This is a genomic window from Streptomyces aureus, assembly GCF_001418135.1.
Taxonomy (GTDB): domain Bacteria; phylum Actinomycetota; class Actinomycetes; order Streptomycetales; family Streptomycetaceae; genus Streptomyces; species Streptomyces aureus_A.
Map to the genome: position 1 here is coordinate 1 of NZ_LIPQ01000456.1, position 12,797 is coordinate 12,797.

The following is a 12,797-nucleotide window of genomic DNA, read 5'->3' on the forward strand; positions in this document are numbered from 1 at the left end:
GTGACGTTCTGGACGGCGTGGACGGGCCCGCGAGCCCTTCGACCGTCGGCTCGCCCACGCCGTCCAGAACGTCACGGGCCGTTCCCTGGGCCCCTACCAGACCGCGATCGTGCGGATCGGCTTCTCGCTGACCTGGCTGGTCTTCCTGCTGCGCGAGCTGCCGTTCCGGCACGAGCTGTACGGCCCCGACGGCCCCTGGTCCTGGGAGATGGCCCGCCGGCTGATCGCCGACAACCGGTCCTTCACCGTGCTCATGTGGTCCGACGGCCGTCTCTGGTTCGAGCTCGTCTACGGGCTCGCCGCGCTCTCGGCCGTGCTGCTCCTGCTCGGCTGGCGCACCCGCGCCGTGTCGGTGGTCTTCATGGCCGGCGTGCTCTCACTGCAGAACCGGTCCGTCTTCGTCGGCGACGGCGGCGACAACGTCCTCCACCTCGCCGCGATCTACCTCGTGCTGACCCGCTGCTCCCAGGTGTGGTCCCTCGACGCCCGGCGGGCCGCCCGCGCGGCCCGCGCCGCCGCCGGTGAACCCGCGCGCCGTGATCGCGTCGGCCCCCTCCTGTGGACGGTGCTCGGCGGCTTCCTCCTCGCCACCACCTGGTTCAGCCAGGTCACCGGCGAGTGGTGGCTGCCGGTGCTGCTGTGGGTCCTGTGGCTGGGTAACGGCCTGTGGTGGCTGGTGTGCCGGTTTGCGCCCGGGGAGCCGCGCACCCTGCTCGACGCCCTCGCGAACCTCGCGCACAACACCGCCCTCGTCGTGATCATGGCGGAGGTCTGTCTGATCTACGCCACGGCCGGCTGGTACAAGATCCAGGGCTCGCGCTGGCAGGACGGCACCGCGCTGTTCTACCCGCTCAACCTCGACTACTTCACGCCCTGGCCCGCCCTCTCCGAGCTGCTCGGGACCAGCGGGGTCATGGTGATGCTGCTGACCTACGGCACGGTGATCGTGCAGGTCGCCTTCCCGTTCACGCTCTTCCACCGCAAGGTCAAGAACGTCCTGCTCGTCGCGATGATGCTGGAGCACGCCGGGATCGCGGTGCTCCTCGGGCTGCCGGTCTTCTCGCTCGCGATGATCTCCGCCGACGCCGTGTTCCTGCCGACGCCGTTCCTGGTGGCGCTCGGCGCCCGGGTCGTACGGGGCAGGGACCGGCTGCGGCGGCGGACACCAGCCGGGACGGTGCCCGAGCAGCGCCGTACGGGTGAGGAGCCCGGTCCCCGTACCCTCGTCGGGTGAGCACCACCGAAGAGACGGCAGCGCCCGAGGCGTCGGAGCCGGTCCAGTACGACGAGGGTTTCGGCCCCGAGATCGGCGTCGGGCCGCACCCCGAGCCGTGGCCCGAGGACGAGCGCTACGACCCCGAGCTGCTCGCCGACGGCGACCGGCGCAATGTCGTGGACCGCTACCGGTACTGGACGCGGGAGGCGGTCGTCGCCGACCTGGACACCCGGCGGCACGACTTCCACGTGGCCGTGGAGAACTGGGGCCACGACTTCAACATCGGTTCGGTGGTACGGACGGCCAACGCGTTCCTGGCGAAGGAGGTCCACATCGTGGGCCGGCGGCGCTGGAACCGGCGCGGGGCCATGGTCACCGACCGCTACCAGCACGTCCGGCACCACCCGGACACCGAGTCGCTGACCTCGTGGGCGGCGGCCGAGGGCATCCCGGTGATCGGCATCGACAACCTGCCGGGCGCCGTACCGCTGGAGCGGACCGTGCTGCCCCGCCGCTGTGTGCTGCTCTTCGGGCAGGAGGGCCCGGGGCTCACCGAGGAGGCCCGCGCCCATGTGGAGATGGTCTGCTCGATCGCCCAGTTCGGCTCGACCCGCTCGATCAACGCGGGAGCGGCGGCCGCCATCGCCATGCACGCATGGGTCCAGCGCTACGCGGAGATCGAGACCCCTAAGGGGATCAAGACCCCCTAGGGAGATCGAGACCCCCTGAGGGAAGAGCGCCGGGGGAGCCGTGTGGAGGCCCCGGGGAGCCTCCACACGGGTGTGGTTCAGGCCTGGCGGCGGACCTCCACCACCCGGAAGCGGTTGGAGACGAAGGCGCCGTCGCACAGGGCCGCGTTCGCCGCCGGGTTGCCGCCGGAGCCGTGGAAGTCGGAGAACGCGGCGGTCTGGTTCACATAGACCCCGCCCGTGAGGTTCAGCGACAGCTGCGCCGACTCCTCGAGGCAGACCTCCTCCACCGCGCGCTCGACGTCCGCCGAGGTCGTGTAGGCCCCGACCGTCATCGCGCCCTTCTCGCGGACCGTGCGCCGCAGCAGCTCCAGGGCGTCGGAGGTGGAGTCCACCGAGACGGCGAAGGAGACCGGGCCGAAGCACTCCGAGAAGTACGCGGCCTGGGCGTCCGGCTTGGATCCGTCCAGCTTCACGACGACCGGCGTACGGACCACCGCGTCCGGGTACTCCGGGTTGACGACCTCGCGGGAGGCGAGCGCCACCTCGCCGAGACCGGCGGCGGCATCGAGCCGCGCCTTCACGTCCGGGTTGACCAGGGCGCCCAGCAGACCGTTCGCCCGGGCGTCGTCGCCGAGCAGACCGCCGACCGCCGTGGCGAGGTCGGCGACGACCTCGTCGTACGACTTGGGGCCCTGTTCGGTGGTGATGCCGTCGCGGGGGATCAGCAGGTTCTGCGGGGTGGTGCACATCTGGCCGCTGTACAGGGACAGCGAGAAGGCCAGGTTGGCGAGCATCCCCTTGTAGTTGTCCGTGGAGTCGACCACCACCGTGTTGACGCCGGCCTTCTCGGTGTAGACCTGCGCCTGCCGGGCGTTGGTCTCCAGCCAGTCGCCGAATTCGGTCGAGCCGGTGTAGTCGATGATCCGGATCTCGGGGCGCACGGCCAGCGTCTTGGCGATGCCCTCGCCCGGCCGCTCGACGGCGAGCGCGACCAGGTTCGGGTCGAAGCCGGTCTCGGCGAGCACCTCACGGGCGACGCGGACGGTGAGCGCGAGCGGGAGCACCGCGCGCGGGTGCGGCTTGACCAGGACCGGGTTGCCGGTGGCGAGGGAGGCGAACAGGCCCGGGTAGCCGTTCCACGTGGGGAAGGTGTTGCAGCCGATCACCAGGGCGATGCCGCGGCCGACCGGGGTGAACTCCTTGCTCAGCTCCAGGGGGTCGCGCTTGCCCTGCGGCTTGGACCAGTCGGCCCGTCCGGCGGGGGTGCGGGTCTGCTCCGCGTACGCGTACGCCACGGCCTCGAGGCCGCGGTCCTGGGCGTGCGGGCCGCCGGCCTGGAACGCCATCATGAACGCCTGGCCGCTGGTGTGCATGACGGCGTGGGCGAACTCGTGGGTGCGGGCGGAGATCCGGGCGAGGATCTCCAGGCAGACCAGGGCGCGGGTCTCGGCCCCGGCGTCGCGCCAGGCACCCATGCCCGCGCGCATCGCGGGGAGCAGGACGTCGATGTCGGCGTGCGGGTACTCGATGCCGAGCTCCGGGCCGTACGGCGAGGTCTCGCCGCCGGTCCAGCCGTCCGTACCGGGCTGGTCGAGATCGAAGCGGGTGTTCAGCAGGGCCCGGTGGGCGGCGAGACCGGCCGCCGCGTCGAGCGAGCCGTCCTCCCCGTACGCCTTCGGGTGCTCGGGATACGGCGACCAGTAGGCACGGGTCCGGATGGTGTCGAGCGCCTGGTCGAGCGTGGACCGGTGCTTCTCGGCCAGACGGTCGGTGGTCGGCAGAGCGGTGGCCATGAGTGGACCAACTCCTCGTCGAGCTGGGCAGGGAGACACGTACGGAGTTAGAGTAACCGAACGATCGGTCGGGACAAGGGGGCCTGTCGATCCTGTGGAAAACCCATCGGGGAGGATCACTCCTATGAGCGCCAACGTGACCGTCAGGGGGAGCGACGACGTGACCGCCAGTGAGCCTGCCGCCGCCGTGGAAGCATCCGAAGCCGTAGCCGGAGAGGCCCTGGGCCCCGTCGGGCGGGACCGCACCGTCGCCGTCGTCGGCACCGGCACCATGGGCCAGGGCATCGCCCAGGTCGCACTGGTCGCCGGCCACCCCGTGCGGCTCTACGACAGCGCCCCCGGCCGCGCCGAGGAGGCCGTGGCCGCCCTCACGGCACGCCTCGACCGCCTCGTGGAGAAGGGCCGTCTCGACGCCACCGCGCGCGAGGCGGCCGTCGGACGCCTGTACGCCGCCCAGGACCTCGCGGAGCTCGCGGACGCGGCGCTCGTCGTCGAGGCGATCGTCGAGCTGCTGCCCGTCAAGCAGCAGCTCTTCGCCGACCTGGAGAAGGTCGTCGGCGACGACACCGTCCTCGCCACCAACACCTCCTCGCTCTCCGTCACCGCCATCGCGGGAGGCCTGCGGCTGCCCGGCCGGTTCGTCGGACTGCACTTCTTCAACCCGGCGCCGCTGCTCCCCCTCGTCGAGGTCGTCAGCGGCTTCGCCACCGAGCCGGACGTCGCCACGCGCGCGTACGAGACGGTGAAGGGCTGGGGCAAGACCCCGGTGCGCTGCGCGGACACCCCCGGTTTCATCGTCAACCGGGTCGCCCGGCCCTTCTACGCGGAGGCGCTGCGGGTCTTCGAGGAGGGCGCGGCCGACCCGGCCACCATCGACGCGGCCCTGCGCGAGTGCGGCGGCTTCAAGATGGGCCCGTTCGAGCTGACCGACCTCATCGGCCAGGACGTGAACGAGGCCGTCACCCGGTCCGTCTGGGAGTCCTTCCACCAGGACCCGAAGTTCACGCCCTCGCTCGCGCAGCGGCGGCTCGTGGAGTCGGGGCGCCTCGGCCGCAAGACGGGCCAGGGCTGGTTCTCGTACGCGGAGGGCGCCGAGCGGCCCGAGCCGCACACGGCGGCGCCGGCGAAGGCGCCCGAGCGGATCGTCGTCCGGGGCGATCTCGGGCCGGCGGAGCCGCTGGTGGGGCTCTTCGAGGCGGCCGGGATCACGGTCCGGCGCAAGAAGGGGGGCAGCGGGCACATCAAGCTGCCGTGCGGCGGCGAGCTCAGCCTCGCGGACGGCGAGTCCTCCTTCGAGTACCACAAGGAGGAGATCCTCTACTTCGACCTCGCGCTCGACTACGCCGCCGCGAGCCGGATCGTGCTGTCGGCACGCGAGGGCGTCGACCCCGGGGTCCTCGCGGAGGCGGTGGGGCTCTTCCAGGCGCTCGGCAAGAAGGTCTCCGTCATCGGGGACGTGCCCGGCATGATCGTCGCCCGTACGGTCGCCATGCTGGCCGACATCGCGGCCGACGCGGTCGACCGGGGGGTCGCGACGGCGGAGGACGTGGACACGGCGATGCGGCTCGGGGTCAACTACCCCGCCGGACCGCTGGAGTGGGCCGGCAAGGTCGGTTACCGGCGCACGTGCGGTCTGCTCGGGGAGCTGCACTCGCGGTACGCGAACGGCCGCTACGCGCCGGGTCTCGGCCTGATGCGCCGGGGGTACGCCGAGGAAGCGGAGGACTCCCGATGACCACCGTCAAGCGCGACACCTACACCCCCGAGACGCTGCTCTCGGTGGCCGTGCGGGTCTTCAACGAGCGCGGCTACGACGGCACGTCCATGGAGCACCTCTCCAAGGCGGCCGGGATCTCCAAGTCGTCGATCTACCACCATGTGTCCGGCAAGGAGGAGCTGCTGCGGCGGGCGGTCAGCCGGGCGCTCGACGGGCTCTTCGCGATCCTCGACGAGCCGGACGCCGGGCGGGGCCGGGCCGTCGAGCGGGTCGAGTACGTCACGCGCCGCACCGTCGAGGTGCTGATCGCGGAGCTGCCGTACGTGACGCTGCTCCTGCGGGTGCGCGGCAACACCGGCACGGAGCGGTGGGCCATGGAGCGGCGGCGCGAGTTCGACCACAAGGTGGCCGACCTGCTCAAGGCGGCCGCCGAGGAGGGCGATCTGCGGGCCGATGTGGACATCCGGCTCGCGACCCGGCTGCTCTTCGGAATGATCAATTCGCTGGTGGAGTGGTACCGGCCGCATCCGGACGCGGCGGCGGAGCGCGAGCAGCTCGCCGAGACCGTGGCGCATCTGGCGTTCGACGGGCTCAGGACGGCCCGCTGAGGCCTGTGGGAGCCCGCTGAAGGGGCTGAGGGGCCCGTCGAAGGGCTGAGGGAGCCCGCTGAAGGACCGAGGGAGCCCTGACAGGGCTCGGCCGGGCCCCCCGGCTCTACCCGGGCCCCAGTGGCTCTATCCGGCCCCCACCGGCTCTACCCGGGCCCCAGTGGCTCTGCCGGGCCCAGCGGCCAGGAGCGGACCCATGGGCTTCGACGGCCCCATGGGCCTGTTCGACGGCCCCCGTGCGTCTGACGGGAGGGCGGCCCCCGGCGTGGGCCGCCCTCCCGTCGTCAGGCGTGCGGGTCCGTGTTGAGGTCCGTCTCCTCGAAGACCAGCAGCGTGCGCGTGGACAGCACCTCGGGGATCGCCTGGATCCGGGTGAGCACCAGCTCGCGCAGCGTCCGGTTGTCCGGCGTGTGCACCAGCAGCAGGACGTCGAAATCGCCGCTGACCAGCGCGATGTGCGTGGCCCCCGGAAGCGCTCCGAGCTGCTCGCGGACCGTGCGCCAGGAGTTCTGGACGATCTTGAGCGTGATGTAGGCGGAGGCGCCGTGGCCCGCCCGCTCGTGGTTGACCCGGGCGCTGAAGCCGCGGATCACCCCGTCGTCGATGAGCCGGTTGATGCGCGCGTAGGCGTTGGCCCGGGAGACGTGCACCCGCTCGGCGACGGAGCGTACCGAGGCGCGACCGTCCGTTTGCAGCAGTCGCAGGATGTCCCGGTCGATCGCGTCCAGCGGGCGTGCCGGAAGGGCGCCCGTCGGCGTGCCGATCGGGGCACTCAGGGCCTCGCCGGGCACCTCGCTCCCGGTCCCGCGGAGCGCGCCGCCCGGGTCGCCGCCCGTGTCGTCGTCCGGAGCCCCGCTCCGGTCGACGGCCATTTGTTCATCCGCCATGTCCCCCCGCCTCTCTCCTGTGGACGACCTGTACTCATCCCAGGCTGTGGAGAACCGTTTGTCCACAGGCTGCGGGTGCCTGTAGCCAAAATGCCTCCACGACCGAACAATCGGTAGGTGAGGCGCGCCACACTCGCGCCACCCGCCTTCGGGTCTTATGCCCGCTCCCACGAGGAGGTGGACTCGTTGCAACAGCGCAGTTCGACAGTCCAAGAGCCGCCCGGTGCCGTTCCCGCCTACCGGCCGACCCCGCCGCCGGCGTGGCAGCCGCGTACCGACCCCGCCCCGCTGCTGCCCGACACCGAGCCGCTGCGCGTGCTCGGCACGGACGCCGTGGCCGACGCCGACCCCGCGCTGCTGCTCCGGCTCTACGCGGAGCTGATCCGCGGCCGCCGGTACAACACGCAGGCCACCGCCCTCACCAAGCAGGGCCGGCTCGCCGTGTACCCGTCCACCCACGGCCAGGAAGCGTGCGAGATCGCCGCCGCCCTCGCCCTGGAGGAGCGGGACTGGCTCTTCCCCTCGTACCGCGACACCCTGGCCGCGGTCGCCCGGGGCCTCGACCCCGTGCAGGCCCTGACCCTGCTGCGCGGCGACTGGCACACCGGGTACGACCCGCACGAGCACCGCATCGCGCCGCTCTCCACCCCGCTGGCCACCCAGCTCCCGCACGCGGTGGGCCTCGCCCACGCCGCCCGGCTCAAGGGCGACGACGTCGTCGCGCTCGCCATGGTCGGCGACGGCGGCACCAGCGAGGGCGACTTCCACGAGGCGCTGAACTTCGCGGCCGTCTGGCAGGCCCCCGTGGTCTTCCTCGTGCAGAACAACGGCTTCGCGATCTCCGTACCGCTCGCCAAGCAGACCGCCGCCCCGTCCCTGGCCCACAAGGCCGTCGGATACGGCATGCCCGGCCGGCTCGTCGACGGCAACGACGCGATCGCCGTCCACCAGGTGCTCACCGAGGCCGTGGCCCGCGCGCGGCGCGGCGGCGGCCCCACCCTCGTCGAGGCGATCACGTACCGGATCGACGCCCACACCAACGCCGACGACGCCACCCGCTACCGCGCGGCCGGCGAGGTCGAGACCTGGCGGGCGCACGACCCGATCCTGATCCTCGAACGGGAACTGACGGAGCGTGGCCTGCTCGACGAGGACGGCAGGCGCGCGGCGGCCGAGGCCGCCGAGACGATGGCCGCGGAGCTGCGCGAGCGGATGAACGCCGACCCGGTGCTGAACCCGATGGACCTCTTCTCGCACGTGTACGCGGAGCAGACCACGCAGCTGCGGGAACAGGCGGCGCAGCTGCGCGCCGAGCTCGAAGCCGAGGGTGAGGCGTGATGACGACGGCGACGACCGGATCCACGGCGGACAGGACCGCCGGGAGCGCCGGTAAGGGCGGCAAGGCCGGGAAGGCCAAGCCCGCCACGATGGCGCAGGCGCTCCAGCGCGCCATGCGCGACGCGATGGCCGAGGACCCGACCGTCCATGTGATGGGCGAGGACGTCGGCACCCTCGGCGGTGTCTTCCGGGTCACCGACGGGCTCGCGAAGGAGTTCGGCGAGGACCGCTGCACGGACACCCCGCTGGCCGAGGCCGGCATCCTCGGCGCGGCCGTCGGCATGGCCATGTACGGCCTGCGGCCGGTCGTCGAGATGCAGTTCGACGCGTTCGCCTACCCGGCGTTCGAGCAGCTGATCTCCCACGTGGCGAAGATGCGGAACCGGACGCGCGGCGCGATGCCGATGCCGATCGTCATCCGTGTCCCGTACGGCGGCGGGATCGGCGGCGTCGAGCACCACAGCGACTCCTCCGAGGCCTACTACATGGCCACCCCGGGACTCCATGTCGTCACCCCGGCCACCGTCGAGGACGCCTACGGGCTGCTGCGCGCGGCCATCGCCTCCGACGACCCGGTGGTCTTCCTGGAGCCCAAGCGGCTCTACTGGTCCAAGTCGGACTGGTCCCCCGAGGCGCCCGCGGCCGTGGAGCCGATCGGCAAGGCCGTGGTGCGACGGCGTGGCACCGGTGCCACGCTGATCACCTACGGTCCCTCCGTGCCCGTCTGTCTGGAGGCGGCGGAGGCCGCGCAGGCAGAGGGCTGGGACCTGGAGGTCGTCGACCTGCGCTCGCTCGTCCCCTTCGACGACGAGACGGTCTGCGCCTCGGTGCGGCGCACCGGCCGCGCTGTCGTCGTCCACGAGTCGACGGGCTTCGGCGGCCCCGGCGCGGAGATCGCCGCGCGCGTGACCGAGCGCTGCTTCCACCACCTGGAGGCGCCGGTGCTGCGGGTCGCGGGCTTCGACATCCCGTACCCGCCCCCGATGCTGGAGCGGCACCATCTGCCGGGCGTCGACCGGGTCCTGGACGCGGTGGCGCGACTGCAGTGGGAGGCGGGAAGCTGATGGCGCAGGTGCTCGAGTTCAAGCTGCCCGACCTCGGTGAGGGACTCACCGAGGCGGAGATCGTCCGCTGGCTGGTCGGAGTCGGCGACGTCGTCGCCATCGACCAGCCGGTCGTCGAGGTCGAGACGGCCAAGGCCATGGTCGAGGTGCCCTGCCCGTACGGCGGTGTCGTCACCGCCCGGTACGGCGAGGAGGGCACCGAACTGCCCGTCGGCGCGCCGCTTCTGACGGTCGCGGTGGGTGGCACGGGCGCGCCGGAGGAGCTCGCGGAGGCGGCTCCCGGAGCCACCCCCACGGTGGGGGAGACCGCCGCCGAGTCCGCCGTGTCGTCCGAGTACTCGGGCAATGTGCTCGTCGGGTACGGCACGGCGGAGCCCGCCGCCCGGCGCCGCCGGGTACGGCACGAGAGCCACGCCGTGGCGAAGAGCCCCGCACCCGCCCCGGCCGCGGCGGCCGCTCCGGCTCCCGCCGCCGTCGCCGCACCGGGTCACGAGGGCCCGGTGCCGGTCATCTCGCCGCTCGTGCGGAAGCTGGCCAGGGACCGGGGGCTCGATCTGCGCGAGGTGCGCGGATCGGGGCCCGAGGGCCTGATCCTGCGGGCCGATGTGGAGCTGGCCATCGCGGCCCTGGAGCGGCCCGTCGCCGCGCAGGCGCCCGTCCAGGCCGCCGCGCCCGCTTCGGCGCCCTCCTCCGCGGTCGCTCCGGCCGGTGAGCGGGTGCCGCTGCGCGGGGTCCGTGGCGCCGTGGCGGACAAGCTGTCGCGCAGCCGTACGGAGATCCCGGACGCGACCTGCTGGGTGGACGCCGACGCGACCGAGCTGATGGCCGCGCGGTCGGCGATGAACGCGGCGGGCGGGCCGAAGATCTCCCTGCTCGCGCTCCTCGCCCGGATCTGCGTCCACGCCCTGGTGCGGTTCCCCGAGCTCAACTCCACCGTGGACATGGCTGCCCGGGAGATCGTCCGGCTGCCGGCCGTGCATCTCGGCTTCGCCGCCCAGACCCCGCGTGGTCTGGTCGTCCCCGTGGTCAAGGACGCGGGGATCCGGACGGCCGAGTCGTTGACGGCGGAGTTCGCCCGGCTGACCGAGGCCGCACGGGAGTCGGCGCTCACGCCGGCCGATCTGACGGGCGGCACGTTCACCCTGAACAACTACGGGGTGTTCGGGGTCGACGGGTCCACGCCGATCATCAACCACCCCGAGGCCGCGATGCTCGGCGTCGGCCGGATCATCCCCAAACCCTGGGTGCACCAGGGCGAACTGGCCGTACGTCAGGTGGTGCAGCTCTCGCTCACCTTCGACCACCGCGTCTGCGACGGCGGCACGGCGGGCGGCTTCCTGCGGTACGTGGCGGACTGCGTCGAGCAGCCCGCGGTCCTGCTCCGCACGCTCTGACACCCGGCGCTCCGGCGAGACCTTCGGTCCTGCCGGAGCGTCCCCCGGGTCGGCCGCCGGAGCGTCCCCCGGATCGGCCGCCGGACCGTCCACCGGGTCGGCCGCAGTCCCGTCCGCCGGACGATCCCCCGGAGCGGCCGTCGGATCCTCTCCCGGGCGTTTCCCGGACCGTCCGCAGCCTGTCCGCGATCCTTGTCCGCAGTCCCGTCCGCCGTGCGTTCCGCCGCCCGCGTCGTCCCACCAAGGGAGACCGGGCGACGGCGGGAAGGGGCGGCGGACCATACTGCTGGGGTGACCACCCCACATGACGCCGTCGTACTCGCCGGAGGAGCCGCCCGGCGACTCGGCGGTGCGGACAAGCCCGGCGTACGGGTCGGAGGCCGGGCGCTCCTCGACCGGGTCCTCACCGCGTCCCGGGGCGCGGACCGGACCGTGGTCGTCGGCGACTCCCGACCGACCGTCCACCCCGTCCGCTGGACCAGGGAGGACCCGCCCGGCGGAGGCCCGCTCGCCGCCCTCGACGCGGGAGTACGGGAGACCGGGGCCGACGTCCTGCTCGTCCTCTCCGCGGACCTGCCCTTCCTCGACGAGGACACCGTCCACCGACTGCTCGGGGCGCTCGCCGACGCCCCCGGCGCCGAGGCCGCGCTCCTCACCGACACCGGGGGCCGGGACCAGCCGCTCGTCGCCGCCTACCGAGCGGCCCCGTTGCGGCGGGAGTTGGCGCGGATCGCCGAGGAGCGCGGCACCCTCGCCGACGGCCCGCTGCGGCAGCTCACCGGCGCACTGCGCCTCACCCGGGTCGCCGCCGGGCCCCTCGCCGCCTTCGACTGCGACACCTGGGAGGACATCGCCACGGCCCGGGCCCGTATCAGGGAGCATGGGACCGTGCTGGATGAATGGATCACCGCAGTCAAGGACGAACTGGGCATCGAGCTGGACGTCGACACCGGCGTACTGCTCGATCTGGCCCGCGACGCCGCCCATGGAGTGGCTCGCCCCGCCGCACCCCTGACCACCTTCCTGGTCGGATACGCGGCGGCGCGCGCGGGCAGCGAGGGCGGTCCCGAGGCGGTCGCCGAGGCCGCCCGCAAGGCCGCCACGCTGGCCCAGCGCTGGGCCGCCGAGCAGGACGAGGCGGGATGACCCTGAAGGAGCCCCTCCCGGTGGCCCCCGGAACCGACGACACGCGGGCCGGGCGGCCGCACCGGGCCACCACCTGGCCCGAGGCCCGTGCCGCGGCCGTTCGCGCCGGGGCCTCCGCTCGGGTCGGCCGGGCGCCGCTCGGCGTACCCCTCGGGCAGGCACTCGGACAGGTCCTGGCCGAGCCGCTGCTCGCCCTCACCGACCTGCCGCCCTTCGACACCTCCGCCATGGACGGCTGGGCGGTCGCGGGTCCCGGACCCTGGACCGTACGCGCGGAAGGCGCCGTCCTCGCCGGACGGGCGCCCGCGGCCGTGGCGGCCGACGGCGAGGCCGTACGGATCGCCACCGGCGCCCGCGTCCCCGCCGGGACCACCGCCGTCGTCCGCACCGAGCACTCGCGCACGGAGGGCGCGCTGCTTCAGGCCCTGCGCGAGGTCGTGCCGGGTCAGGACATCCGGCCCCGGGGCCAGGAGTGCCGTGCAGGCGACGAGCTGCTGCCCGCCGGCACCGTCGTGACGCCCGCCGTGCTCGGCCTCGCCGCGGCCGCCGGCTACGACGAGCTCCCCGTACCGCCGCGCCCCCGGGTCGAGATCCTGGTCCTCGGCGACGAGCTGCTCACGACCGGTCTCCCCCACGACGGCCTGATCCGCGACGCCCTCGGCCCCATGCTCGGCCCGTGGCTGACGGCGCTCGGCGCCGACGTCATCGCCACCCGCAGGATCGGTGACGAGGCCGAGGAGCTGTACGCGGCCGTCACCGGTTCCGCCGGTCGTGAGGACCAGGTCGACGGCGTGAAGGTCCGGCCCGGCCACCCGATGCTGCTCGCCCGCCTCGGCGCCGACCCCACTCGGCCCGAGCCCACGCCGTCCGTGATCACGTCGTCCGAGGCCGTGTCGTCCGAGCTCACCCGGCCCGAGCACGCGCCGTTCGCGTCCGCGTCGT

General features: G+C 73.4%; 11 protein-coding genes. 9 read left to right on the plus strand and 2 right to left on the minus strand.

What is annotated here, in order from left to right; all coding sequences use genetic code 11:
* Positions 1-85 precede the first annotated feature (85 nt).
* Positions 86-1,234, plus strand: coding sequence for an HTTM domain-containing protein (locus AOK00_RS30525; protein ID WP_055603451.1), 1,149 nt, complete (start codon positions 86-88; stop codon positions 1,232-1,234).
* Entirely contained in the window at positions 1,231-1,926 is a 696-nt protein-coding gene (locus AOK00_RS30530; RefSeq protein ID WP_055603452.1) for a TrmH family RNA methyltransferase, read from the plus strand. The genes AOK00_RS30525 and AOK00_RS30530 overlap by 4 nt, the downstream gene beginning before the upstream one ends.
* A gap of 77 nt (positions 1,927-2,003) precedes the next feature.
* Here the strand turns inward: AOK00_RS30530 and paaN are convergent, their stop codons facing one another.
* On the minus strand, positions 2,004-3,701 hold the full coding sequence (gene paaN, locus AOK00_RS30535; protein ID WP_055603453.1) for a phenylacetic acid degradation protein PaaN: 1,698 nt from the start codon (positions 3,699-3,701) through the stop codon (positions 2,004-2,006).
* A 124-nt stretch (positions 3,702-3,825) separates the two neighbouring features.
* On the opposite strand from paaN, the gene AOK00_RS30540 reads away from it, so the two are divergent.
* Complete coding sequence (locus tag AOK00_RS30540; RefSeq protein ID WP_107097496.1) at positions 3,826-5,436, plus strand: 3-hydroxyacyl-CoA dehydrogenase; 1,611 nt, start codon at positions 3,826-3,828, stop codon at positions 5,434-5,436.
* Positions 5,433-6,026 carry a TetR/AcrR family transcriptional regulator gene (locus AOK00_RS30545; RefSeq protein ID WP_055603454.1) on the plus strand — a complete coding sequence of 198 codons (594 nt, stop codon included), beginning with the start codon at positions 5,433-5,435 and terminating at the stop codon, positions 6,024-6,026. The genes AOK00_RS30540 and AOK00_RS30545 overlap by 4 nt, the downstream gene beginning before the upstream one ends.
* A gap of 284 nt (positions 6,027-6,310) precedes the next feature.
* Here the strand turns inward: AOK00_RS30545 and AOK00_RS30550 are convergent, their stop codons facing one another.
* On the minus strand, positions 6,311-6,913 hold the full coding sequence (locus AOK00_RS30550) for an Lrp/AsnC family transcriptional regulator (protein WP_107097497.1): 603 nt from the start codon (positions 6,911-6,913) through the stop codon (positions 6,311-6,313).
* 177 nt (positions 6,914-7,090) lie between these two features.
* Here AOK00_RS30550 and pdhA point away from each other — a divergent pair, with 177 nt between their 5' ends.
* The 5 genes from pdhA to AOK00_RS30575 all read left to right on the plus strand — a co-directional run.
* The gene (gene pdhA / locus AOK00_RS30555; protein WP_030321319.1) at positions 7,091-8,251 is read left to right on the plus strand and encodes a pyruvate dehydrogenase (acetyl-transferring) E1 component subunit alpha; all 1,161 of its coding nucleotides are present in this window, start codon (positions 7,091-7,093) and stop codon (positions 8,249-8,251) included.
* A gap of 89 nt (positions 8,252-8,340) precedes the next feature.
* Complete coding sequence (locus AOK00_RS30560) at positions 8,341-9,315, plus strand: alpha-ketoacid dehydrogenase subunit beta (protein ID WP_167346879.1); 975 nt, start codon at positions 8,341-8,343, stop codon at positions 9,313-9,315.
* The gene (locus tag AOK00_RS30565) at positions 9,315-10,709 is read left to right on the plus strand and encodes a dihydrolipoamide acetyltransferase family protein (protein ID WP_055603456.1); all 1,395 of its coding nucleotides are present in this window, start codon (positions 9,315-9,317) and stop codon (positions 10,707-10,709) included. Before AOK00_RS30560 ends, AOK00_RS30565 begins: the two co-directional genes overlap by 1 nt.
* A gap of 291 nt (positions 10,710-11,000) precedes the next feature.
* Entirely contained in the window at positions 11,001-11,855 is an 855-nt protein-coding gene (locus AOK00_RS30570) for an NTP transferase domain-containing protein (RefSeq protein WP_055603457.1), read from the plus strand.
* On the plus strand, positions 11,825-12,797 hold a 973-nt coding region (locus AOK00_RS30575; protein WP_437441456.1), incomplete at its 3' end, for a molybdopterin-binding protein. The genes AOK00_RS30570 and AOK00_RS30575, both read left to right, overlap by 31 nt.

Coding starts and splice junctions, on each gene's coding strand:
- AOK00_RS30540 (WP_107097496.1), top strand. CDS start 3,826: ATGAGCGCCAACGTGACCGTCAGGGGGAGCGACGACGTGACCGCCAGT.
- AOK00_RS30565 (WP_055603456.1), top strand. CDS start 9,315: ATGGCGCAGGTGCTCGAGTTCAAGCTGCCCGACCTCGGTGAGGGACTC.
- AOK00_RS30545 (WP_055603454.1), top strand. CDS start 5,433: ATGACCACCGTCAAGCGCGACACCTACACCCCCGAGACGCTGCTCTCG.
- paaN (WP_055603453.1), bottom strand. CDS start 3,701: ATGGCCACCGCTCTGCCGACCACCGACCGTCTGGCCGAGAAGCACCGG.
- AOK00_RS30550 (WP_107097497.1), bottom strand. CDS start 6,913: ATGGCGGATGAACAAATGGCCGTCGACCGGAGCGGGGCTCCGGACGAC.
- AOK00_RS30560 (WP_167346879.1), top strand. CDS start 8,341: ATGGCGCAGGCGCTCCAGCGCGCCATGCGCGACGCGATGGCCGAGGAC.